We start from the raw sequence: 21971 nt of genomic DNA, 5'->3' as shown, positions 1-21971 counted from the left end.
CGACGGGCCCGGATGGCTCGCCACGCTCGGTCTGGAGCGAGTGACTGCAAGGGCGCCTCCGGAGTCATCTGGAGGTGGCCAAAGGTGAGTGGGACCGGACGTCAGAGCGAGCTGCGAGACCTGCTGGACCAGCGGGTGGCGGTGCTCGACGGAGCCTGGGGCACGATGCTGCAGGGCGCGAAACTGGCGCCCGAGGACTACAAAGGCGACCGCTTCCTCGATCACAGCCACGATGTGACGGGTGACCCCGACCTGCTGAACCTGATGCGGCCCGACGTCATCCTCGACGTCCATCGGCAGTACCTCGCCGCCGGCGCGGACATCACCACCACCAACACCTTCACCGCGACCAGCATCGGTCAGGCCGACTACGGACTGCAGTCGCTGGTCCGCGAGATGAACCTCCAGGGCGCCCGGCTGGCCCGTCAGGCCGCGGACGAGGCAGGCGGCCGCTTCGTCGCCGGGTCGATCGGCCCGCTGAACGTCACCCTGTCGTTGTCCCCGCGCGTCGAGGACCCGTCGTACCGGGCGGTGTCTTTCGAGCAGGTGCGGGCTGCGTACGCCGAGCAGATCTCCGCGCTGGCCGAGGGCGGGGTCGACCTGCTGCTGGTCGAGACGATCTTCGACACGCTGAACGCGAAGGCCGCGATCGCCGCCGCCCGTGAGGTCGCGCCGGAGTTGCCGCTGTGGATCTCGGTCACGATCGTCGACCTGAGCGGGCGGACGCTGTCGGGGCAGACCGTCGAGGCGTTCTGGAGTTCGATCGAGCATGCCAAGCCGATGGTGGTCGGGGTGAACTGCTCGCTGGGCGCCGCGGAGATGCGGCCGCACGTCGCCGACCTGTCGCGCTTCGCCGACACCTATGTCGCGTCCCACCCGAACGCGGGACTCCCGAATGCCTTCGGCGGGTACGACGAGACGCCCGCGGAGACGGCCGAGATGCTCGGGGAGTTCGCGGGCTCGGGGCTGGTCAACATCGTCGGCGGTTGCTGCGGTACGACGCCCGCCCACATCGCGCAGATCGCCAAGGCCGTGCAGGGTGTGCCGCCGCGTGAGGTCGTCCCGGCGGACACCACGACGCGGTTCAGCGGGCTGGAGCCGTTCAGGATCAGCCCGGACACGGGGTTCGTGATGATCGGCGAGCGGACCAACGTCACCGGTTCGGCGCGGTTCCGCCGGCTGATCGAGTCCGACAACCACCAGGCCGCGGTTGATGTGGCGCTGGAGCAGGTGCGCGGTGGCGCCAACCTGCTGGACGTGAACATGGACGCAGACCTGCTCGACAGCGAGCAGGCGATGACGACGTTCCTGAACCTGATCGCGACCGAGCCCGAGGTGGCCCGGATCCCGATCATGATCGACAGTTCGAAGTGGTCGGTGCTCGAAGCCGGGCTGAAGTGCGTGCAGGGCAAGGGCGTGGTCAACTCGATCAGCCTGAAGGAGGGCGAGGAGCAGTTCCTCGAGCACGCCCGCCGGATCCGCGACTACGGCGCCGGCGCGGTGGTGATGGCCTTCGACGAGCAGGGGCAGGCCGACACCACCGAGCGGAAGGTCTCGATCTGCGGCCGGGCCTATGACCTGCTCACCCAGGAGATCGGCTTCCCGGCCGAGGACATCATCTTCGACCCGAACGTGCTCGCGGTCGCCACCGGTATCGCCGAGCACAACGGCTACGCCAAGGCCTTCATCGACGCCCTGCCGCTGATCAAGGAGCGCTGTCCCGGCGTCCACATCAGCGGGGGTATCTCGAACCTGTCGTTCTCGTTCCGCGGCAACGACGTGGTCCGCGAGGCGATGCACTCCGCGTTCCTGTACCACGCGGGCCAGGTCGGCCTGGACATGGGAATCGTGAACGCGGGCCAGCTCGCGGTCTACCAGGACATCCCGGCGGATCTGCTGGAACTGGTCGAGGACGTGTTGTTCGACCGGCGGGAGGACGCCACCGATCGGCTGGTCTCCTTCGCCGAGACCGTCAGCGGGTCCGCGACCAAGCGCGAGGTCGACCTGTCCTGGCGCGAGGGCCCGGTCGAGGAGCGGCTGTCGTACGCGCTGGTGCACGGCATCGTGGACTTCATCGAGGCGGACACCGAGGAGGCCCGGCTGCTGAAGGCGCGGCCGCTCGAGGTGATCGAGGGTCCGTTGATGGACGGCATGAAGGTGGTCGGCGACCTGTTCGGTGCGGGCAAGATGTTCCTGCCGCAGGTGGTCAAGAGCGCCCGGGTGATGAAGCGTTCGGTCGCCTACCTGGAGCCGTTCATGGAGGCCGAGAAGGAGCTGGCCAGGCAGGAAGGCCGGGCGGAAGCGGTTCGCGGCCAGGGCAAGGTCGTGCTCGCGACGGTCAAGGGCGATGTGCACGACATCGGCAAGAACATCGTCGGCGTGGTGCTCGGCTGCAACAACTACGAGGTGATCGACCTCGGCGTGATGGTGCCCGCGGCAAGGATTCTCGACACCGCGATCGCCGAGGGTGCGGACGTGGTCGGCCTGTCCGGGCTGATCACGCCGTCACTCGACGAGATGGTCGCGGTGGCTGCTGAGATGCAGCGACGCGGGCTCAAACTCCCTTTGCTGGTTGGCGGTGCGACCACGTCCAAGCAGCACACGGCGGTCCGGATCGCGCCCGCCTACGAGAACACGACGGTGCACGTGCTCGACGCGTCCCGCGTGGTCGGCGTGGTGTCCGACCTGCTGGACTCCGACCGCGCCGGAGAACTTGCCGTCAGCAACCGTGCCGCTCAGGAAGTGCTCCGCGAGCAGCACGCCAACAAGCAGCGCAAGCCGATCCTGCCGATCGAACAGGCACGGGCGAACCGCGAGCAGGTCTCGTACGACGGGCTGCCGGTGCCGGCCTTCACCGGGCTGCGGGTCGAGGAGCCCGACCTGGAGACGCTGCGGGCAATGATCGACTGGCAGTTCCTCTTCCTGGCCTGGGAGCTGAAGGGCAAGTACCCGGCGATCCTGGACCAGCCGGTGGCGCGCGAGCTCTTCGACGACGCGAACAAGCTGCTCGACCAGATCATCGCGGACCGCTCGTTCACCGCGAAGGGTGCCTATGCGTTCTGGAAGGCGCACAGCGAGGGCGACGACATCCTGCTCGACGACCTGGGCGTCTCCTTCCCGATGTTGCGGCAGCAGACCGAGAAGCCGGCCGGCCGGGAGAACCGCTGCCTGGCCGACTACATCGCGCCGTCGGGGGACTACCTGGGTGGCTTCGGGGTGGCGATCCACGGCGCCGAGGAGCTGGCCGCGTCGTACGAGGCACAGAACGACGACTACCGGGCGATCATGGTGAAGGCGCTGGCCGATCGGCTGGCCGAGGCGTTCGCCGAGTGGATCCACCTGGAGGCACGCAAGGCCTGGTTCGAGCCGGACGCCGAGCCGGTGCTGGCGGACCTGCACGCGGAGCGGTTCCGGGGGATCCGGCCCGCGCTGGGGTATCCGGCGAGCCCTGACCACAGCGAGAAGAAGCAGCTCTTCGACCTGCTCGAGGCGGACAAGCTCGGGCTGGGGCTGACCGAGTCGTACGCGATGACCCCGGCGGCCGCGGTCAGCGGGTTGATCTTCGCCAGCCCGGCCGCGAAGTACTTCACCGTCGGCCGGGTCGGCAAGGACCAGATCGAGGACTACGCGAAGCGCCGCGGCATGGACCTGGCAGAGATCGAGCGCTGGCTCCGCCCCAACCTCGCCTACGACCCCGACTGACACCCGATGTCACACCTGCGGGGCGTTGTCGCTCTGAGGGTCTGGAACTGTTGAACCATGGCAGGAAGGACCGCCGCAATGAGCGACACCCCGCAGACGAGGGCCTTCCTCGAGCATCGGGAGCTGCTGTTCTCGATCGTCTACAACATGCTCAGCAGCGTCGCCGACACCGAGGACGTGCTGCAGGAGACCTGGCTGAGCTGGTCGACGCGCGAGGGCATCGAGAATCCCCGGGCGTACCTGGTCCGGATCGCGGTCAACGCGGCGCTGGCCCGGCGTACGAGTATCAATCGACGCCGCGAGGAGTACTACGGGCCGTGGTTGCCCGAGCCCGTCGTGTCGGGCGCCGATCCGGTCGAACGGGCCGAGACGGTCTCGATGGCGATGCTGGTCGTGCTGGAGACGCTCAGCCCGTTGGAGCGCGCGGTCTTCGTGCTGCACGAGGTGTTCGGCTACGCGCACGCCGAGATCGCCGAGATCCTTGACCGGTCGCCGGCCGCGGTCCGGCAGTTGGCTCACCGTGCTCGCGAGCACGTGCAGGCCAGACGGCCGCGTTTCCAGGCCGATCCGCAGGTCCGGCTGGAGGTCACCGAGAAGTTCATCGCGGCGATCGTCGGCGGTGACCTGAATGCGCTGCTGGAGGTGCTGGCGCCCGACGTGACCTTGTGGGCGGACGGTGGCGGCAAGGCTCGCGCGGCCGGGCTGCATCCGGTCCAGGGTCGGGACAAGATCGCCCGCCTGATCGTGGGCGACGCGGACCGCCGGCCGATCCCGTCGCTCGGCGTGCAGTACCGGACGGTCAACGGCGACCCGTCGGCGCTCCTGCTGTCCGGCGACACCCCGTTCGCGGTGATCGTGCTCGACGTGGACGGCGACCAGATCACCGGGATCTACGCGGTCACCAACCCCGACAAGCTCTCCCACCTGGCCCCGCTCGATCTACAGTGACGGGGTGACGGTCAACCTGCGCCCTGCCGAAGCAGCTGACGCCGATGCCGTGGCCTCGATCTGGTACTCCGGGTGGGGCGACGGGCATCTGGGCAACGTGCCGGACGAACTTGTCGCGATCCGGACCAAGGAGTCCTTCTGGCAAAGGGTTCCCGCCCTGATCGGGAACACCACGGTCGCGGTGGTGGGCGACGAGGTCGCCGGGTTCGTGATGGTCGCGGACGACGAGGTCGAGCAGGTCTACGTGTCCGGCGATCACCGTGGCTCGGGAGTGGCCGACGTACTGATCGACGAGGCGGCGCGCCAGGTCAAGGCCAATGGGTACGACGAAGCGTGGCTCGCGGTGGCGACCGGCAACGCTCGCGCCCGCCGGTTCTACGAGCGCAGCGGCTGGACCGACGGCGGCGCGTTCGACTATCCGGCCAGCACCGACTCGGGCCCGATCCCCGTTCCCTGCCACCGCTACCTGAAGAAGGTCTGACGGCTGACCTGGAGACCCGCGCGGAGGTTTCCCCCCGAGTTGAGGATGACACGGCGTCGACAGGCCGCGGTCGAGTTAGTTTGCTCTGGCAAGCATCGCCACGTTCTTGGAGAGGTCATCATGTTCAACCGTTCCTGGCGCCGTCCGTCGCGCCGGCTGATCCTCACCGGGGTCGCCACCCTGGCCGCCGCCTCCGTCGCCGGCGGGGTCGCCTACTCGGCCGGGGTCGCCTCCCAGCAGCCGGCGATCAAGACGTCGACGCCGCGGTCCGAGAACCAGGTCACCAACATCGACGTACTGCGCCAGCAACTCCGCAACTACTACGGGGATCCGCTCGGCTCCGGCAACTTCGCCGCGGACAGCAACTACGCAAAGGAGGCGACGTCGGTAGCGTCGGCCGGCAAGCGCTACCTGGCAGGCCAGCACCACACCAAGGGCACCAAGGCGATCGTGCTGGATGTCGACGACACCTCGCTGGCGAGCTGGAACTACGAAATCTTCAGCAACTGGGCGTTCAACCCGACCACCAACGGCACGTTCGTCACCGAGCAGCGTTTCCCGGCGGTGCCTGGCATGGTCGACCTTGCCAGGTCGGCCGAGCGCGAGGGCTACGCGATCTTCTTCCTGACCGGCCGCGGCGCTGCCCAGGAGCAGGCGACGCTCGGCAACCTGACCGAGGACGGCATCGGCGTCGACGCCGGCTTCCCGAAGCCGACCGGCCTGCGCAACGGCGAGGACGGCCTGTTCACGAAGCCGGCGGTCGCGAACTATCCGGACTACCTGAAGACGGCCTGTGCCGGCGACCCGAACGGCGCCTGCACGACGATCCACTACAAGTCCGCCACCCGCGCCCACATCGAGTCCCTCGGCTACGACCTCGTGGCGAACTTCGGCGACCAGTTCAGCGACCTGAAGGGCGGTTTCGCCGACCGCACCTTCAAGCTCCCGAACCCCAACTACTACCTGCCCTGAGTCGAACGCGCGGCCGTGGGTCGAGGCCGAACGTCTGACCGGCGTGTCCGGGCGGGCTGAGGACTGCCCGTCGCGCGCCTATGCTGCCGGGGTGGACGAGTGGTCGAGCGGGGAGATCTACGAGTCGTACGTCGGGCGCTGGAGCCGCGAGGTCGCCAAGGAGTTCCTGAGTTGGCTCGACCAACCGCCCGGGCTGCGCTGGCTCGATGTCGGCTGCGGCACGGGCGCCTTGACCGGCACCGTCCTCAGTACTGCGGGACCGGTCGAGGTGGTCGGCGTGGATCGGTCGGAGGGGTTCGTCGAGTATGCGCGCAAGACCGTGGAGGACGAGCGGGTCCGCTTCGAGGTGCGTGCTGCCGAGGAGTTGACGGACGAGTCCTTCGACGTGGTCGTCTCGGGGCTCGTCCTGAACTTCCTGCCGGAGCGGCTCGAAGTCCTTCGCCACCTGCGCGCGATCGGGGCGACCGTCGCGGTCTACGTGTGGGACTACGCGGGCGGGATGCAGTTGATGAAGTACTTCTGGGATGCCGCGGTGGACCTCAGGCCGGCGGACCGCGAGTTCGACGAGGGCGCCCGGTTCCCGTTCTGCAACCCGGACGGGCTCGAGGGTCTGTTCACCGCGGCAGGGTTCTCCGACGTCACCACCCGCGCCATCGTCGTACCGACTGTCTTCAAGTCTTTCGACGACTACTGGACGCCGTTCCTCGGCGGCCAGGGCGTGGCGCCGGCATACCTGCGCGGGCTCGACGAACCCGCGCAGGAGGCTCTCCGGGATGAACTGAAAGCGCGTTTGCCGATCGCCGAGGACGGTCCGATCAGCCTGACTGCCCGAGCATGGGCAGCCCGCGGCAAGAGTTAGTGCCAGTCTGAGCGGAGCAATCCGAACACGAGGTCGTCGGTCCATTCGCCTTTGAACCAGGTGGCCGCTCGCCGCAGACCCTCCTGACGGAAGCCGGCGCGCTCCAGCAGCCGCGCCGACGACGAGTTGCGCGCATCGCACTCGGCGGCAACCCGGTGCAGGTTGCGCTCGACGAACAGATGGTCGAGCAGCCCGCGCACCGCCTCGGTGGCATACCCCTTGCCCTGGTAGGCCGGGGCGAGGGTGAAGCCGAGATCCGCCTGCATGAGGTTGTCGTGCAGGTTGAGCCCGAGGTCCCCGATCAACACCCCGTCGAAGTCGATCGCGTACTGGAACCAGCCCGGCTCCAACGGATCCCCACTCGCGTACGCCTTCACTGAGGCGGCTGCATCCTCGAGGCTGACCGGCGCGTCCCAGGACTGGTAGCGCGCAATCTCCGGCACCGAACGGTACGCCGCGAAGGCCGCAGCGTCCTCGGCACGGAACCGCCGCAACACCAGGCGTTCGGTCTGGATCACCATCCGCTCATCGTAGGCATGTCAAGAATGCGAGCCCGGCTTCGTACCTCCAGTGAGTGGTCGCGACGGGCGGCCGGAGTGGAGGAGTGGGCCGGTGAAGTACTTGCTGATTCTGCAGCTCAGTACGGCGGTGCTCGACAAGCTGACGGATGAGGAGCGAACAGCGGTTCAGGCGGGCCACGACGAGTTCCGGCGGATCACCCAGGATGCGGGCGAGCTGATCAGCACCCAGGCGCTGGCCGATCCGTCGACAAGCACCGTCGTCTGCAGCCGAGGCGTCACGACCGGCCCGTTCCGCGCGACCGGCGAGTTCATCGGTGGCTATTACCTGGTCGACGTCGAGTCGAAGGACCGCGCGATCGAACTCGCCGACCTCCTCCCCGACGCCGGCATCGACGGACTCGCGATCGAAGTCCGCCCCGTCATGTTCCCCGCCGTCGCCGACTACTGAGCCGAGGAGATGAGCTTCACGCCGGCCTGCGTTGAGCTCAGCTGACCTTGTACCAGAGGCTTGTTGCCAGGGGCACCTGATTGATGCTGAGGCGCTCGAGCTTGACGTTGCGGCCGCCCGGGTGGTCGAACAGGCGGACGCCGTCGCCGAGCAGGAGCGGCGCGATCAGCACCAGCACCTCGTCGAGCTGACCTGCTTCCAGGCATTGCCTGCCGATGCTGGCGCCGAGCACATTGACGTACTTGTCACCGGCCGCCTCCTTCGCCTGGGCGAGCGCGCTGTCGAAGTCGTCGACGAAGGTGATGCCCGGGATCGTCTCCTGCGGCAGGTGGTGCGTCACGATGAACTGCGGCCCTTCCCACCCACCGCCGAACGGCTTGCCCTCGCCTTCGTCGCCCTTGTGCGGGTCGTCCCCGCCGAATGTCCGCCGGCCGACCAGCAGGGCGCCGATCCGGGTGATCAGCTCCTTGACCTCCGGATTCGGTCCGAGATATTCGGTCATCCAGGACATGTCGCCACCGGGTCCCGCGATGAACCCGTCCAGCGACATGGTCGCCGAATAGAGCACCTTGGCCATCTGTTCTGCCTCCTAGGTTGCGATTCTGTCCTCGTTCAGACGAGCGAGCCCGGAAAAACTCATCGCTCGACTCAGGCGGTGTTGGTTCCGGGCCTACGTCGGCGGGGGAGAGGGCTGGTTGGTGGCGGTTGTCGAGGGGAGCCGGAGGTGGTGTCGGACACCTTCCGTCAGTGCTGTAGCCTCCCCGGGAAACGCGACCTTTTCGGATAGCGACCGACCGGTTACGGAGCGAGGTGGGCGGGATGGGCGACAGCGACGCCGATCGTGGCTCCTTCGTGCCGGACGTCGACCTCAGCCGGCCGAGTGATGCGCGGATCTACGACCTGTTTCTCGGTGGGAAGAACAACTTCGAGGTCGACCGGCAGCTCTTCCAGCAGATCCTGAAAATCGCCCCCGAGACCCCGGCGCTGGCTCGCGAGAATCGTCGCTGGCTGGCCGACATCGTGCGCCGGATGGTTCGCCCGGGCGGTATCGACCAGTTCCTCGACCTCGGGGCCGGCCTGCCGACCGAGGAGAACACCCACGAGCTGGTGCTGAAGGCGGACCCGCGGGCGACGGTTGTCTACGTCGACAAGGATCCGACCGTGATCGCCCACGGCCAGGCGCTGCTGGCCGACGACAATCGGAGCCATTTCGCCGGGGCCGACCTCGCCGACCCGGCCGCAGTCCTCGCGAATCCTGTCGTCAGCAGGGTCCTCGAGCTCGACCGCCCGGTCGGACTCATCCTGGCCCTGGTGCTGCATCAGCTGCCCGATACCGCGCGGGTCCGCGAGATCGTCGCCGCGTATGTCTCGGCGCTCCCGTCCGGCTCCTGTCTCGCCATCACCCACGCGAGCAATCCGCGCGATGGCAGCCGGCTCGCCGAGTTCGCCACCGCCGTCGAGGACAAGTTCCGGGATGCGTTCCCGTCGATCAGCTTCCGCACGCCCGACGAGATCGCCTCCCTCTTCGAAGGTGTCGAACTGCTCGAGCCGGGCCTGGTCGGCCTGTCCGACTGGTGGCCGGACGATGAACGCCAGGTCAGCCGCTCCGGCGCCGGCAGTCTCGTCCTGGCGGGGCTGGCCCGCAAGCCCTGACCCAAACTCGGTGGCGCCTATCGGCGGGGCCGCCGATCATGAGGTTCATGGAGGTTGCCTGTGACGAGTCCGGATTCTCCGGCAGCAACCTGCTCGATCCGACCAGCGAGCTCATCACCCACGCCGGCGTCGACCTCGCCATGGACGCCGCCGCGGAGTACGTCGAGCTGATCCGGGCGCGATTCCAGTACTCGCCCACGGAGTACAAGTCGAACCAGTTGCTCCGCAGTCAGCAGCGAGAGGTGCTGGAGTGGTTGCTCGGCACCCTGCGCGGTCGCGGTCACGTGCATCTGACCCACAAGCGACTCTTCGTGGTCACTCGCGTCCTGGACCTGCTGCTCGGCGAACCCACGTACGCCGCGGGCACGAGCCTGGCGCCGGAGTTCCGAGAGGTTGCGCGGGCTCTCTATCGCGACGGCCCGGCCACCTTCGGCGCCGAGCGGTGGGACGAGTTCCTGGCTGCGTTCGTGACGATGATGCGCACCAAGCGGCGCCGGGTCATCAACCAGCCCGCCATCGAGAAGTTCTACCACCACCTCGGTGAGCTGCGATCGGGCCAGTTCGACGAGATCCTCACCCGGCTGAGGGCGTCGCGGCCGCGAGCCGAGGAGGTGCTGACCCTGCTGCTGGACGACCGTTCGACGGTGCCGCCGCCGCTTGAGCCCATGCTCAGCGCACTCGTCGACACGACTCTGTATTGGAGCTCCGGCGGCCGCTCGGTCTTCATCGTGCACGACGAGCAGAGCGCCCTGCGAGCCTATCGCGTCACCCACATTCAGGAGGTGCTGGCCGCCGCGGTTCCCGGCCGGCTGCCGCTGCTCGGGGTGGAAATGGTCGACTCCCGCTCGGATCCGCGGATCCAGTTGGCGGACCTGCTGGCCGGATCCGCCCGGCGCATCGCCACCGCGGAACTGCACGGACAGGGCGACCCGGGGTTGTCCGCCCTGCTCCAGCCGTACGTCGACCGGTCCTCCCTTTGGGCGGACGAATCCTCCTGGACCCGGCTGTCCGGCGTACCGGGTCTTTCGCCTTCCAAGTGTGACGAACCGTTGACGAACAGGTAGCAGGCCTGCAACCTTTGGCTACCGCCTCGCAAGAAATTAGCAGAATCTACGCAAGTTCCACAGAGTGCTGTGCAGCTTTCGAGGCGGCGTCCAGGTCCACCACCGCCCCTTAGGACACCCATGAAACGGAAGCAGCTCAGTTGGCGGGTGATCAGCGGCGCCGTCGTGGCCGCGCTGGTCCTCGCCGGGATCGTGCCCACCTCCGCATCCGCGGCCGTCACCGCCGCTTTGACCAAGACCGTGTCGGCCAGCAGTTCGCTCGGGGCCTACCCCGCGAGCAACAGCGGGGACGGCAACCAGAACTCGTACTGGGAGAGCAACAACAACGCCTTCCCGCAGTGGCTGCAGGCTGATCTCGGCTCGTCGGTCAGCGTGAACCAGGTCGTGCTGAAACTGCCCGCTTCCTGGGGTGCGCGCGCCCAGACCCTCGCAGTACAAGGCAGTACGAACGGGTCCGCGTTCACCGACATCGTCGCGAGCGCCGGCTACAACTTCGCGCCGACGAGCGGCAACACCGTCACCATCTCGTTCCCGGCGACGACCGTTCGCTACGTCCGGTTGAACATCACCGCCAACTCCGGCTGGCCGGCTGGGCAGCTCTCGGAGTTCGAGCTCTACGGGCCGACCTCCGGCGACACCCAGGCGCCGACCGTGCCCGGCAACCTCACCCTGACCGAGCCGAGCAGCGGCCAGATCCGCCTCGCCTGGAGCGCGTCGACGGACAACGTCGGGGTCACCGGCTACACCATCTACCGCAACAACGCGGCCGTCACGACCGTGGCCGGCAACGTGCTCAGCTTCACCGAGTCGCAGCCCACGTCGACGACTGTCGAGTACTACGTGCGCGCCCGTGACGCCGCCGGCAACGAGTCTGCCGACAGCAACCGGGTACGCCGGGCCGGCCAGGCGGGTGGTTCCAACCTCGCCGCGGGCAAGCCGATCGAGGCGTCGTCCTCGGTGTTCAACTTCGTCGCCGCGAACGCCAACGACAACAGCATCAGCACCTATTGGGAGTCCAACGGCTACCCGTCGACGCTGACCGTCAAGCTCGGCTCCAACGCCGACCTCGACTCACTCGTGGTGAAGCTGAACCCCGACCCGGCCTGGGGACTCCGGACTCAGAGCATCCAGGTCCTCGGCCGCGAGCAGTCGGCCACCGCATTCACCTCACTGGTCGCCCGGGCGGACTACCAGTTCAACCCGTCGACGAACCAGAACACGGTGACGATCCCGCTCAGCGGTCGCGTCGCCGACGTACGGCTGCAGTTCTTCAGCAACACCGGCGCCCCGGGCGGCCAGGTCGCCGACTTCCAGGTCATCGGTACGCCGGCGCCCAACCCCGACCTGGTGGTGAGCTCGACGACCTGGACTCCCGCGTCGCCGAACGAGACCAGCCCGATCACCCTGTCGGCCACGGTCCAGAACGTCGGTTCGGCAGCAGCCGGAGCGACCAGCGTCAACTTCAGCCTCGGTGGCACCGTCGTCGGCAGTGCTCCGGTGGGTGCGCTGAACGCCGGTGCATCGGCCACCGTTTCAGTCAACGCCGGGGCCCGGCCGATGGGCAGCTACACCGTCTCGTCGGTGGTCGACCCGACCAACACGATCGTCGAGCAGAACGACGCCAACAACAGCTTCCAGGCACCTTCGCAACTGGTGATCGCGCAGGCTCCCGGACCCGACCTGCAGGTCCTCGGTATCACGTCGAACCCGCCGAACCCGGCCGTCGGCTCCCAGGTCTCGTTCACCGTTGCCGTGAACAACCGCGGGACCGCCGCCACCGGCGCGACGACGGTCACCAGGCTGACGGTGGGTAGCACTGTGCTGAACACCAACACCGCTTCGATCGCGGCCGGTACCACCGTCAACGTCGCGGTCGGCGGGACCTGGACCGCCACCAGCGGTGGTGCGACTCTCACCGCCGCGGCAGACGCCACGAACGTGGTCACGGAGACTAACGAGAGCAACAACGGCTTCTCGCGGGCCATCGTGGTCGGCCGTGGGGCCGCGGTCCCGTACGTCTCCTACGAGGCCGAGGCCGCCAACTACCAGGGCACGTTGCTGTCGACCGACCCGCTGCGGACCTTCGGGCACACCAACTTCGCCACTGAGTCCTCCGGGCGGCAGTCGGTGCGGCTGAACAGCACGGGTCAGTTCGTCGAGTTCACCTCGACCAACCAGACCAACTCGATCGTGGTGCGCAACTCGATCCCCGACTCGGCGAACGGCCAGGGCATCGACGCCACGATCAGCCTCTACGTCAACGGCACGTTCGCGCAGAAGCTGAACCTGTCGTCCCACCACAGCTGGCTGTACGGGAACGTCGATGGACCCGAGGCGTTGACGAACACCCCGGGCGGAGACGCCCGCCGGTTGTTCGACGAGTCCCATGCGCTGCTGAGTTCGTCGTACCCGCCCGGCACGAAGTTCAAGTTGCAGCGCGACTCCGGCGACACGGCGTCGTTCTACATCATCGACACGATCGACCTCGAGCAGGTGGCGCCGGCGCTCAGCCAACCCGCCGGCTGCACGTCGATCACGCAGTACGGCGCTGTCGCGGGTGATGGGATCGACGACGCGGACGCCATCCAGCGGGCCGTGACGGACGACCAGAACGGGGTCATCGGCTGCGTGTGGATCCCGGCGGGGCAGTGGCGCCAGGAGAAGAAGATCCTGACCGACGACCCGCTGAACCGTGGACAGTACAACCAGGTCGGCATCAGCAACGTCACGGTCCGCGGCGCGGGCATGTGGTATTCGCAGCTGTACTCGACGATCGAGCCGCAGAACGCCGGCGGCATCAACCACCCGCACGAGGGCAACTTCGGCTTCGACATCGACAAGAACACGCAGATCTCCGACATCGCGATCTTCGGTTCCGGCCGGATCCGCGGCGGTGACGGCAACGCCGAAGGTGGCGTCGGCCTGAACGGGCGGTTCGGCACCGGGACCAAGATCACCAACGTGTGGATCGAGCACGCGAACGTCGGTGTCTGGGTCGGCCGCGACTACGACAACATCCAGGAACTGTGGGGTCCGGCGGACGGCCTGGAGTTCAGCGGGATGCGGATCCGCGACACCTACGCCGACGGCATCAACTTCACCAACGGCACCCGGAACTCGAAGGTGTTCAACTCCTCCTTCCGGACCACCGGCGACGACTCGCTGGCGGTGTGGGCGAACAAGTACGTCAAGGACCAGGCCGTCGACGTTGCCCATGACAACCAGTTCCTCAACAACACGATCCAGCTGCCCTGGCGGGCGAACGGGCTGGCGATCTACGGCGGCTACGGCAACAAGATCGAGAACAACCTGGTCTACGACACGATGAACTACCCCGGCATCATGCTGGCGACCGACCACGACCCGCTGCCGTTCTCGGGTCAGACCCTGATCGCCAACAACGGGCTCTACCGCTGTGGCGGCGTCTTCTGGAACGAGGACCAGGAGTTCGGCGCGATCACCCTGTTCCCGCAGAACCTGGCCATCCCCGGTGTCACCATCCGCGACACCGACATCGTCGACTCCACCTACGACGGCATCCAGTTCAAGACCGGCGGCGGCCTGATGCCGGACGTCGCGATCACCAACGTCAAGATCGACAAGTCCAACAACGGCGCGGGCATCCTGGCCATGGCCGGCGCCCGCGGCAACGCCAACCTCACCAACGTCACCATCACCAACTCCGCCGACGGCAACATCGTCACCCAACCAGGCTCCACCTTCGCCTTCTCCGGCCAGTAGTGAACCTGTCCGACTGAAGCTGTGAGGCCCTGGGCTGAACCCAGCCCAGGGCCTCACGGTGTTGGCGGTGACCGGCTAGCCTGGGGGCCTGCGGGTGCGACCGAGGTCAGGAGGACCGATGACGATCCTTGTGCTGATGGGGCCGCCCGGTTCCGGGAAAGGGACCCAGGCGCAGGTGCTGGCCGGGCGGCTCGGGATGCCGGCCATCTCCACCGGCGACATCTTCCGCGCCAACGTCGCGGACCGCACCGACCTCGGGAATCGTGCCCAGGACTTCGTCGACGCGGGGGAGTATGTCCCCGACCAGCTCACCAACCAGATGGTCCGCGAACGACTGGCCGCCAAGGACACCCGGCACGGCTTCGTCCTCGACGGCTACCCCCGGACCCTCGACCAGGTCGAGGTGCTCGACGAACTCCTCGCCAACCAGGACCGCAAGCTCGACGCGGTCGTCGTCCTCGACGTGGACCCCGACCACCTCGTCCAGCGACTCCTCCACCGCGCCGAACTCGAGCACCGCTCCGACGACACCGAGGACGTCATCCGCCGCCGGCTCCAGGTCTACAACGAGCAGACCCACCCTCTGATCAAGGTGTACGACGAACGCGGTCTGATCATCCCGGTCGACGGCACCGGCGAGATCGACGAGGTGACCGCGCGAATCCTCCACCTCGCCGACTCCCTCGAGAACCGCGGCTCCTGACCGAACGGCCGGCTCCGGACCAGGCCGCGCCTCAGCCGACGGGCTGGCGGAGGTAGGTGCGGGCGACGTCGATGCCGAGGACCTCGGGGGTGCCGGCCGGCTCGGGGCCGAGGACCTTGGCGAGGGCCGGGCCGAGGCGTTCGGCGAAGAAGCGGTCGGCGTGGGCCTTCGACTCCCACAGGGTGACGACCCGGATTCCCTCGCCGGTCGTCCCGACATAGCGCGCCTCCAGGCCTTCCGGCTCGGCGCCCAACTGGCCCATCACCCGGTCGAACTGCTCGATCGACCCGAACGGCGGGGTGGCGACTGCGATCCATTGCATGGCTGCTCTCCTTTGTCCTGCGGCGTCTCATCGGCCGCAGCACCAACGCTAGGAATCCGCCGCGCTGCCGGAATCCGCCGAATCACTCATCCGGGTACTCATCTGCGCGTGGACCAGGTGGCGATCTGGCTGCGGGTGGCGAATCCCAGCTTGGTGAGGATGTGCTGGACATGGTTCTGCGCGGTCCGCTCCGAGATGAACAGCCGCTCGCCGATCTGCCGATTGGTCAGCCCCTCGGCGACCAGTTCGGCCACTTCCACCTCGCGCCGACTCAAGCCGTCCGGAGGCGACCCGTCGAGCCGCCCGAGCAGCGCGGCCACCTGGTCGGCGTACGCGATCATGCCGAGTGATCCCATCAGCCGCCCGGCCTCCTTCGCCAGCGGCTTGGCGCGTTCGCAGTCGCCTGGTCCGCTGCGCGCGAGCAGTGCCGCCGCGAGGTGATACTGCGCCTCGGCAACAAATCCAGGTGCGCCGGCGCAGTCAGCCCGCCTCACGGCGGCCTCCAGATCGTCGACCGCGGCATCAAGGCGACCAAGCACCACCTCTGCCCGGCCAAGGGCAAGCTCCGCCGGACCCATATAGGCAACACCGTTGCCCACGGCATGCTCACCGCGGAACGACTCGAGCCGATCCACCAGTACTGCGAGGTCGCCGCGCCGGCCGAGACCCCCGCACGCCAGCGCGGCGTACACGTAGGCAGGCAGCACGAAGAAGGCGGGCAACGACCAGTTCTCCAACGGCCCAGCCTGCCGGTAGGACGCCTCCGCCTCCTCGGGTAGTCCGGCGCACATCATCAGATGCGCCCGAGAGAGCCGGGCCATCGTCGCGAAACGCGGCGGTGGGTCGAACGTCTGCCGGGCGAAGGTTGCCGCGTCTTCGGTGACTCCGATGTGCCCGGCGAGCGCGATCTGCAGGGCGAAGTAGGCGCCCGTCGCCGGCGCTCGCTCCACCAGACGCATCCGCTCGAACCCCCTCCGGCCGAGGCGGGCGGCGTCGGCGTACCGGCCGGTGGCCTGGGCGACACAAGCGGCGACGCGATCGTGGTGCCAGGCGCTGACCGGACCGCCGAGCCGGTCAACCGCGACCTTCAATGCGGGCAGCTCCTCGGCCGCCGCGGCGAGCTGACCGCTCTCTATCAACGCGTCCAACCGCCACAGCTCGCCCCACATCGCCGCTCGCGCGTTGTCCGTCCGCTGCGCCAGCGCAAGCATTTCCGTTGCCAACTGCAACCGCTCGTCCCTACCTGCCGGCCCGGGACATGCCTCCTGCCGAGCACGCAACGCATCAGCCAGCGCGTGATCGTCCTTGGACCGGCGCGCCAGTCGCAAGGCGTCCTCGCTCAGCGCGTCAAGCCGTTCCTGCTCGCCGTCATAGAACGCGAGATGGCTCCGCTGCGCCAACAACCGCGCTCGCAACGCATCGTCCGACACCTCGGCCAGCGCCGCCTCGCACAACCTCTTCGCGCTGGCGTTGATCCCTTGGTCGGGAACGGCCTCCAGCACCAGGGCGGCCTCGCCCTTCTGCTCCGGATTCCGCGCCGCCGCCGCGGCCGCAACCGCCGCAGCCAGACACCCGTGCAGATCACCCGCCAGATACGCCGCCCGCCCGAGCGCCAACTGGATCCGGCAACGCTCGTCGTCACCTATCGGTGCCAACTCGAGCGCCGCCCTGTAGAGGCGAACGCCTTCTTCATAAGCAAGACGCCGCACCGCGTCATCGGCCGCGAGCACGGTCCACCGCCGCGCCGCCTCGCTCTCCCCGTACTGCGCAAGCTCCCGCCGGTGACGGGCGATATCGGCAAGATGCTCAGCAAGGTCATCGCCAAACCGCGTCTCGAGTGCTTCCGCCACCGTGCGGTGCAAGGCGGCTCTGTCAGCAGTAGGCAACGAGGCCTCGACTGCATCCCGGGTCAGCGCATGCACGAACCGGTAGTCGCCGCCGTCGCCAACCCGATCGACGAATCCGAACGCGATCGCTTCATCGACGAGGGGCAAGCATTCCGCCAACTGCTCGGGAACTGTTGAGGCGAGCAGCCCCAGCTGGAAGTCCCGCCCGATGATCGCCGCGGCCTGCACCAGCCGCCGGCACTGAGGGGAGACTTTCCGCAACCGTGCTGCCACCATGTCCAGGACCGTCCGCGGCGGCCGATCCTCCCGCCACGACCCGTCCGCGATCGCGCGGGCGATCTCGCGGACGAACAGCGGATTCCCGCCGGTGATCTGATGGATCCTCACCGCCACGGCATTGGTTGCCCCGGACAACTGCTGGCCGACCTCGGCAAGTGTGAGACCCTTCAGTTCAAGGCGTTCGGCCGCCGGTGAACGTAGCAACTCGGGCAGAACCCGAGGCAGCACACTGTCCGGCTCGAAGTCCCGGAAGGTCGCAAGGACCAGCAGCGGAAGCTCAGCAACCTGATCCGCCAGGTGCCGCAGCAGCAGCAACGACGGCTCGTCACCCCGGTGAACGTCGTCGAGAATGATCACCAGCCCTTGTTTGCGTGCGGCACGCCCAACCACCCGAGTCACTTCCTCGAACAACCGGAACCGGTCCTCGGGGGCCTCCGCCTGCGCGGCCGCGAGCACCTCGTCAGCGTCAGCGCCGAGCGCCCTCAACACCTGCCGCCATGGCCAGTACGCCGGCGCTCCCTCGGTCTCGACGCACCGCCCCCACGCGACGGCTGCCCCCGTCGCCAGGGCGGCCCCCGCGACCTCCTGCGCCAACCGAGTCTTCCCGATCCCCGCCTCGCCGCCGCACAGCACCAACCGGCCTGCCCCGCCACGCGCCGCATCCACCCAACCGCGCAGCATCGCAAGTTCCGGCCCCCGCCCCGCAATCCCCGCCATACCCCAAAGCATCGCCCCCCAGACCTCGACTCGGGAAGTCCGGCTCGCTCAGTGCGGGATGGAATCCGCCTTGACAGCGCCTCTTTCACCGAGCGGACGCGGATCGCCCTTCGTGGTGTCCTGCGCCGTCTGCTCCTCCGCCTCGGCGTTGATCTCAGCGCCGAGCAGAATCGCGTACACGGTGAGCCAGAGCCACAACATCAGCACCACGACGGCGGCCAGACTGCCGTAGGTCTTCGCGTAACTGCCGAAGGTCGCGACATAGATGGAGAAGCCGAACGACGCGGCGAGCCAGATCACCGTCGCCACCACGGCGCCTGTCGAAACCCATCGCAACCGCGGTGCATCCCGGTCCGGAGCCAGCCGATAGATGACAGCGAGCGCCACGGTGATCAGAACCACGGCCAGGGCGAATCGGACCACCTCCAGTAGGATCCGGACCGGCGTCGCGACGTTGTCACCGATCGCAGCCTCGGCGGCGAACAAGCCGATCGCCAGCAGCACGAAGACGATCGCGCCCACGGTCAGGCCGAGCGCCAACAGTTTCCGGCGGACGAACCCACGCGTCTCGTCCTCGTCGTACGCCATGTTCACCGCGGTGATGAGATAGCCGACCCCGCTGGACGCACTCCACAACGCTGTCGCTACCGCGATGGCGAAGCCGATCCCCAAGCTCTGCTGTGGTGTCGACGTCAGCGCGTCGACCTGCTGCAGCAGCAAGTCGCGCGCTGACGACGGCATGGCCGTGGCCAGATCCTGAGTCTGGCTCCGGATCTGCGCCGGATCGGCGATCAAGCCCCAGGCCAGCACTGCAGCGACGATCGCCGGGAACAGCGACAGGAAGCCGAAGAACGCGACGCCCGCGGCGAGGAGCGGGACCTGGTCGGCCTTGGCCTCCGCCCAGGCCCGCTTGGTGACCTGCCACCAGCCGGCAGCCGGGATCTGTGTCGGCTTGTCCGCCTCCGCGCCTGGTACGGCGGACGGGTGATCGCCTTTCATCAGGTGGGTGAGCCCGCCTGCCGGACGTGGTCCGCCGAGTCCTTCGACTCGTCCTTGACCTGTTGAGCCGCCGAGCGACCCTCATCGGCCACCGCGGAGGCGGCATCGGACGCGGACTCCTTCACCTGGTCGAAAGCCTCCTGTGCGGGTTGCTGGAGGTTCTCCTTGACCTCTTGCATCGCCTGGGTCGCCTGCTCCTTCACGGGACCGGCGACCTCCATCGCCTTGTCCTTGGTCTCCTGGGCCAGTTCGCGTTCCCGGGTCGACGGCGGCATCGCCGCGGCCACGATCCAGCCCGCCGTGAAGGCGACCAGGCCGGCCGCGAGCGGCGTACCGCGAGTGTGGGAGCGGGCCAGGTCCGGCGCTGAGCTGACCGTGTCGGCGACCTTGCTACCGGCATCCTGGACGGACGAGACGGCGGATCCGGCGGTGTCGGACACCGAGCCGCGGGCCGACTCCGCGGACCCCATCACGTGGTCGCGGAGCCGATGTATTCCGCCGCGGGCACTGTCCATCCGGCGGCCGACGACGCGGCTGGGGCTGACCTTCTCCGACAAGGCGTCCACATCGCGGCCGAGGTGGCGCCTGGTCTCCTCGATGTCCCGCTTCAGCTCTTCTGTGTCTTCAGCCATTTCGCGTCCTCCTTGAGGGATTCGACCGTCTGGTCAGGTTTCGGGCTGACCTGCTGGAGCTCCTTGCGACCCACCATCGCCAGCACGGCCGCGACGATCGCCCAGATCACGGCGACGATGAGGGCCGCCCAGATCAGGTCCATCGCCTCATCCAGGGCCCACATGACGGTCAGGGAAAGGAAAAGAGCCACCATCCAGCCGGCGAAGGCGGCGCCGCCGAGCATGCCTGCGCCCTTGCCGGCCTTCTTCGCCTCCGCCCGGAGCTCGGCCTTCGCCAGCGCGAGCTCCTGGCGGGTCAGGGTGCCGAGATCGGTGGTCAGATGAGAGACGATCTCGCCTAGCGACTCGTCCATCGACAGCCTGTCCGGGCTGCTCCCGGGTGGTGATCCGTCGACCGTCATCTCAGAGTCCCGGTCCCGGCCCGAACCTCGGCGTCACCGGCGCCCCGGGATCGGGGTCGGGCGCTATCGGGGTAGGAACAGGCGGGGGTGGTGTGGTCGGCGCGACCGGGGGAGCAGTGGCAGGTGCCGACGGCGGTGGCACCAGATACTCGTCGGAGACCGGCGAGGCGAACGACCCCTGCGCGCTCGCCGTACCAGCTCCGTCTTCCGTACTGCGTCCGCTCGTGGTGCTGCTCGGCCTACCGGCGGCCAGCGCACGCGTGAGCCGGCCCGCCACAACGCCCGCAACTACGGCGGTCAGCAGGAACGTGCCGGGCTTCCTGCGTGCGAAGGTGCGAACGTCCTCGAGAAGCTCTCCCGGTTCGCGCTTCTGCAGGAAGTCCGCGGCCTGCTCGGTGAAGTCGGCGCCCTGCCGAGCCAGTTGACTGCCCCAACCGGACTGCCCGTGCTCGGCCATCCCGCGCAGTTCCTCGCTCACCGAGCGCAGGCCGTCCGTGGCCCGGTCCTTCTGCTTGCCCGCTTGCCCGACCAGTTGGTCCCGCGTCTGACCGGCGAGCTGCTGCGTCTGCCGACGTACGTCGGAGCTCACGTCGGATGCCTTTTCCTTGGCCGTGCCCGCCACCTGCCGAGCTGCCTCGGCGGAAGTCTCCTTCAGCTGCCCGGCCTCGTCCCGTGCTGTCTCGGTCATGCCTCCCGCCGAGGCGTTCTGCAGGCCAGGTGGGCTGTCTGCGTCTATCCGTTGATTCGTCGTATGCGTCATCTGACGACTCCTTCCGAGTTCGAGGCGCCCTCGGTAACCCGCGATCGGCGGCCAAAACCTTGAAAGTTATGCGCGAGCCGGAGCGATCAGGCCGCCTCGGAGCGGAGCAGTTGCTCGCGGAGGTCGTCCAGGATGCGGCCCAGAATCCGGGAGACCTGCATCTGGCTGACTCCGATGTCGGCGCCGATCTCCGCCTGGGTCCAGCCCTCGACGAAGCGCAACTCCAGGATGCGCCGCTCCCGCGGTCCGAGGTCGTCCAGCACCGGCTGCAGTTGGTCGACCTCCTCGAACCTGCCCAGGGTCACGTCCTGATCGCCGGCGACCAGATCCGCCAAGGTCAGGTTTCCGGCCGGGTCGAGCGGTTGATCCAGCGACAACACGTTGAAGCAGCCCTTGGCCGCCAGAGCGCGGTCCATCTCCGCGAGGTCGATCTCCAGGCAGGCGGCGAGCTCGGCGCGGGTCGGTTCGCGGTTGAGTTCCTGTTTCAGCCGCGGACCCCGCGCGGCGATCAGCCATTGGATCTCCTGCAGTCGGCGGGGGATGCGGATCGTCCAGGCGTAGTCGCGGAAGTACCGCTTGAGCTCGCCGCGGATGGTCGGGATCGCGAAGCCGATGAACGGTGTCGCGGCGTCCGGCCGGTAGCGGCGGATCGCGTTCACCAGTCCGAGGCAGGCCGCCTGTTCCAGGTCGTCCAGGTCGGCGCCGCGATCGCGGTAGCGGTGCGCGATCGACAGCGCGACCTCGAGATGCATGTCGAAGACTTCCTCGACCAGTTCCCTGCGCTCGGCGGCGTCGGAGGTCTGCTGGATGCGCTCCAGCAGTTGCGCGGTGAGCACCTCACGTCGCCTGCGGTCGGCCGGTGACAGGGTGTGCGCGGAAAGGTCTCTCGAGGAGGGGGAAAGGGGTGCCACAGGTACCTCGC

At 68.1% G+C, this 21971-nt stretch carries 19 protein-coding genes; 10 read left to right on the top strand and 9 right to left on the bottom strand.

Translation table 11 applies throughout. From position 1 onward, the window contains the following. The first annotated feature begins 12 nt into the window (after positions 1 to 12). The 5 genes from metH (at position 13) to ABD210_RS09455 (ending at position 6962) form a co-directional block, all read left to right on the top strand. Positions 13 to 3702, top strand: coding sequence for a methionine synthase (gene metH, locus ABD210_RS09475; protein WP_425552648.1), 3690 nt, complete (start codon positions 13 to 15; stop codon positions 3700 to 3702). A gap of 78 nt (positions 3703 to 3780) precedes the next feature. Further along, positions 3781 to 4650 (top strand): RNA polymerase sigma factor SigJ, encoded by an 870-nt coding sequence (gene sigJ, locus ABD210_RS09470; RefSeq protein WP_344110601.1) that lies wholly within the window; start codon positions 3781 to 3783, stop codon positions 4648 to 4650. Positions 4651 to 4654: 4 nt separating this feature from the next. Continuing rightward, positions 4655 to 5131, top strand: a complete 477-nt coding sequence (locus tag ABD210_RS09465; protein ID WP_344110600.1) for a GNAT family N-acetyltransferase — start codon at positions 4655 to 4657, stop codon at positions 5129 to 5131. A 120-nt stretch (positions 5132 to 5251) separates the two neighbouring features. Continuing rightward, complete coding sequence (locus ABD210_RS09460; protein ID WP_344110599.1) at positions 5252 to 6103, top strand: HAD family acid phosphatase; 852 nt, start codon at positions 5252 to 5254, stop codon at positions 6101 to 6103. A 91-nt stretch (positions 6104 to 6194) separates the two neighbouring features. Next, positions 6195 to 6962, top strand: coding sequence for a class I SAM-dependent methyltransferase (locus ABD210_RS09455; RefSeq protein WP_344110598.1), 768 nt, complete (start codon positions 6195 to 6197; stop codon positions 6960 to 6962). On the opposite strand, the gene ABD210_RS09450 is transcribed toward ABD210_RS09455, so the two are convergent. Next, positions 6959 to 7483, bottom strand: coding sequence for a GNAT family N-acetyltransferase (locus ABD210_RS09450; RefSeq protein WP_344110597.1), 525 nt, complete (start codon positions 7481 to 7483; stop codon positions 6959 to 6961). The two genes, ABD210_RS09455 and ABD210_RS09450, sit on opposite strands and share 4 nt — an antisense overlap. 91 nt (positions 7484 to 7574) lie before the next feature. Between ABD210_RS09450 and ABD210_RS09445 the strand changes: the two genes are divergently transcribed. Next, on the top strand, positions 7575 to 7931 hold the full coding sequence (locus tag ABD210_RS09445; RefSeq protein WP_344110596.1) for a YciI family protein: 357 nt from the start codon (positions 7575 to 7577) through the stop codon (positions 7929 to 7931). A gap of 37 nt (positions 7932 to 7968) precedes the next feature. On the opposite strand, the gene ABD210_RS09440 is transcribed toward ABD210_RS09445, so the two are convergent. Then, positions 7969 to 8508: a dihydrofolate reductase family protein gene (locus tag ABD210_RS09440; RefSeq protein ID WP_344110595.1), complete on the bottom strand. Its 540-nt coding sequence runs from the start codon at positions 8506 to 8508 to the stop codon at positions 7969 to 7971. A gap of 242 nt (positions 8509 to 8750) precedes the next feature. On the opposite strand from ABD210_RS09440, the gene ABD210_RS09435 reads away from it, so the two are divergent. The 4 genes from ABD210_RS09435 to ABD210_RS09420 all read left to right on the top strand — a co-directional run bounded on the left by ABD210_RS09435 (position 8751) and on the right by ABD210_RS09420 (position 15092). Next, positions 8751 to 9584 carry an SAM-dependent methyltransferase gene (locus tag ABD210_RS09435; RefSeq protein WP_344110594.1) on the top strand — a complete coding sequence of 278 codons (834 nt, stop codon included), beginning with the start codon at positions 8751 to 8753 and terminating at the stop codon, positions 9582 to 9584. A gap of 47 nt (positions 9585 to 9631) precedes the next feature. Next, on the top strand, positions 9632 to 10648 hold the full coding sequence (locus ABD210_RS09430) for a DUF3800 domain-containing protein (RefSeq protein WP_344110593.1): 1017 nt from the start codon (positions 9632 to 9634) through the stop codon (positions 10646 to 10648). Positions 10649 to 10768: 120 nt separating this feature from the next. Then, complete coding sequence (locus ABD210_RS09425) at positions 10769 to 14389, top strand: CARDB domain-containing protein (RefSeq protein ID WP_344110592.1); 3621 nt, start codon at positions 10769 to 10771, stop codon at positions 14387 to 14389. A 118-nt stretch (positions 14390 to 14507) separates the two neighbouring features. After that, a complete protein-coding gene (locus ABD210_RS09420; protein WP_344110591.1) occupies positions 14508 to 15092 on the top strand; it encodes an adenylate kinase in 585 nt (194 codons plus the stop codon). A 31-nt stretch (positions 15093 to 15123) separates the two neighbouring features. On the opposite strand, the gene ABD210_RS09415 is transcribed toward ABD210_RS09420, so the two are convergent. From ABD210_RS09415 to ABD210_RS09385, 7 genes are all read right to left on the bottom strand, one after another. After that, the gene (locus tag ABD210_RS09415) at positions 15124 to 15414 is read right to left on the bottom strand and encodes a hypothetical protein (protein ID WP_344110590.1); all 291 of its coding nucleotides are present in this window, start codon (positions 15412 to 15414) and stop codon (positions 15124 to 15126) included. Positions 15415 to 15512: 98 nt separating this feature from the next. Further along, positions 15513 to 18257, bottom strand: a complete 2745-nt coding sequence (locus tag ABD210_RS09410) for an ATP-binding protein (protein ID WP_344110589.1) — start codon at positions 18255 to 18257, stop codon at positions 15513 to 15515. Positions 18258 to 18305: 48 nt separating this feature from the next. Beyond that, positions 18306 to 19256 carry a YihY/virulence factor BrkB family protein gene (locus tag ABD210_RS09405; RefSeq protein WP_344110588.1) on the bottom strand — a complete coding sequence of 317 codons (951 nt, stop codon included), beginning with the start codon at positions 19254 to 19256 and terminating at the stop codon, positions 18306 to 18308. Then, entirely contained in the window at positions 19256 to 19888 is a 633-nt protein-coding gene (locus ABD210_RS09400; protein ID WP_344110587.1) for a DUF3618 domain-containing protein, read from the bottom strand. Before ABD210_RS09400 ends, ABD210_RS09405 begins: the two co-directional genes overlap by 1 nt. Then, complete coding sequence (locus ABD210_RS09395; RefSeq protein ID WP_344110586.1) at positions 19864 to 20289, bottom strand: phage holin family protein; 426 nt, start codon at positions 20287 to 20289, stop codon at positions 19864 to 19866. Before ABD210_RS09395 ends, ABD210_RS09400 begins: the two co-directional genes overlap by 25 nt. A gap of 1 nt (position 20290) precedes the next feature. Further along, positions 20291 to 21049, bottom strand: a complete 759-nt coding sequence (locus tag ABD210_RS09390) for a hypothetical protein (protein ID WP_344110585.1) — start codon at positions 21047 to 21049, stop codon at positions 20291 to 20293. 86 nt (positions 21050 to 21135) lie between these two features. After that, positions 21136 to 21885: a sigma-70 family RNA polymerase sigma factor gene (locus ABD210_RS09385; protein WP_344110584.1), complete on the bottom strand. Its 750-nt coding sequence runs from the start codon at positions 21883 to 21885 to the stop codon at positions 21136 to 21138. Positions 21886 to 21971 lie beyond the last annotated feature (86 nt).

The sequence above is a fragment of the Kribbella alba genome (genome assembly GCF_039529635.1).
GTDB classification, from domain to species: domain Bacteria; phylum Actinomycetota; class Actinomycetes; order Propionibacteriales; family Kribbellaceae; genus Kribbella; species Kribbella alba.
This window is presented reverse-complemented; position numbering and strand designations above follow the sequence as displayed.

Bases quoted from the DNA above. Each gene is read 5' to 3' on its own strand.
- metH (WP_425552648.1), top strand. From the start codon at position 13: ATGGCTCGCCACGCTCGGTCTGGAGCGAGTGACTGCAAGGGCGCCTCC.
- sigJ (WP_344110601.1), top strand. From the start codon at position 3,781: ATGAGCGACACCCCGCAGACGAGGGCCTTCCTCGAGCATCGGGAGCTG.
- ABD210_RS09460 (WP_344110599.1), top strand. From the start codon at position 5,252: ATGTTCAACCGTTCCTGGCGCCGTCCGTCGCGCCGGCTGATCCTCACC.
- ABD210_RS09450 (WP_344110597.1), bottom strand. From the start codon at position 7,483: ATGGTGATCCAGACCGAACGCCTGGTGTTGCGGCGGTTCCGTGCCGAG.
- ABD210_RS09440 (WP_344110595.1), bottom strand. From the start codon at position 8,508: ATGGCCAAGGTGCTCTATTCGGCGACCATGTCGCTGGACGGGTTCATC.
- ABD210_RS09435 (WP_344110594.1), top strand. From the start codon at position 8,751: ATGGGCGACAGCGACGCCGATCGTGGCTCCTTCGTGCCGGACGTCGAC.
- ABD210_RS09430 (WP_344110593.1), top strand. From the start codon at position 9,632: ATGGAGGTTGCCTGTGACGAGTCCGGATTCTCCGGCAGCAACCTGCTC.
- ABD210_RS09425 (WP_344110592.1), top strand. From the start codon at position 10,769: ATGAAACGGAAGCAGCTCAGTTGGCGGGTGATCAGCGGCGCCGTCGTG.
- ABD210_RS09420 (WP_344110591.1), top strand. From the start codon at position 14,508: ATGACGATCCTTGTGCTGATGGGGCCGCCCGGTTCCGGGAAAGGGACC.
- ABD210_RS09415 (WP_344110590.1), bottom strand. From the start codon at position 15,414: ATGCAATGGATCGCAGTCGCCACCCCGCCGTTCGGGTCGATCGAGCAG.
- ABD210_RS09410 (WP_344110589.1), bottom strand. From the start codon at position 18,257: ATGGCGGGGATTGCGGGGCGGGGGCCGGAACTTGCGATGCTGCGCGGT.
- ABD210_RS09405 (WP_344110588.1), bottom strand. From the start codon at position 19,256: ATGAAAGGCGATCACCCGTCCGCCGTACCAGGCGCGGAGGCGGACAAG.
- ABD210_RS09400 (WP_344110587.1), bottom strand. From the start codon at position 19,888: ATGGCTGAAGACACAGAAGAGCTGAAGCGGGACATCGAGGAGACCAGG.
- ABD210_RS09395 (WP_344110586.1), bottom strand. From the start codon at position 20,289: ATGACGGTCGACGGATCACCACCCGGGAGCAGCCCGGACAGGCTGTCG.
- ABD210_RS09390 (WP_344110585.1), bottom strand. From the start codon at position 21,049: ATGACGCATACGACGAATCAACGGATAGACGCAGACAGCCCACCTGGC.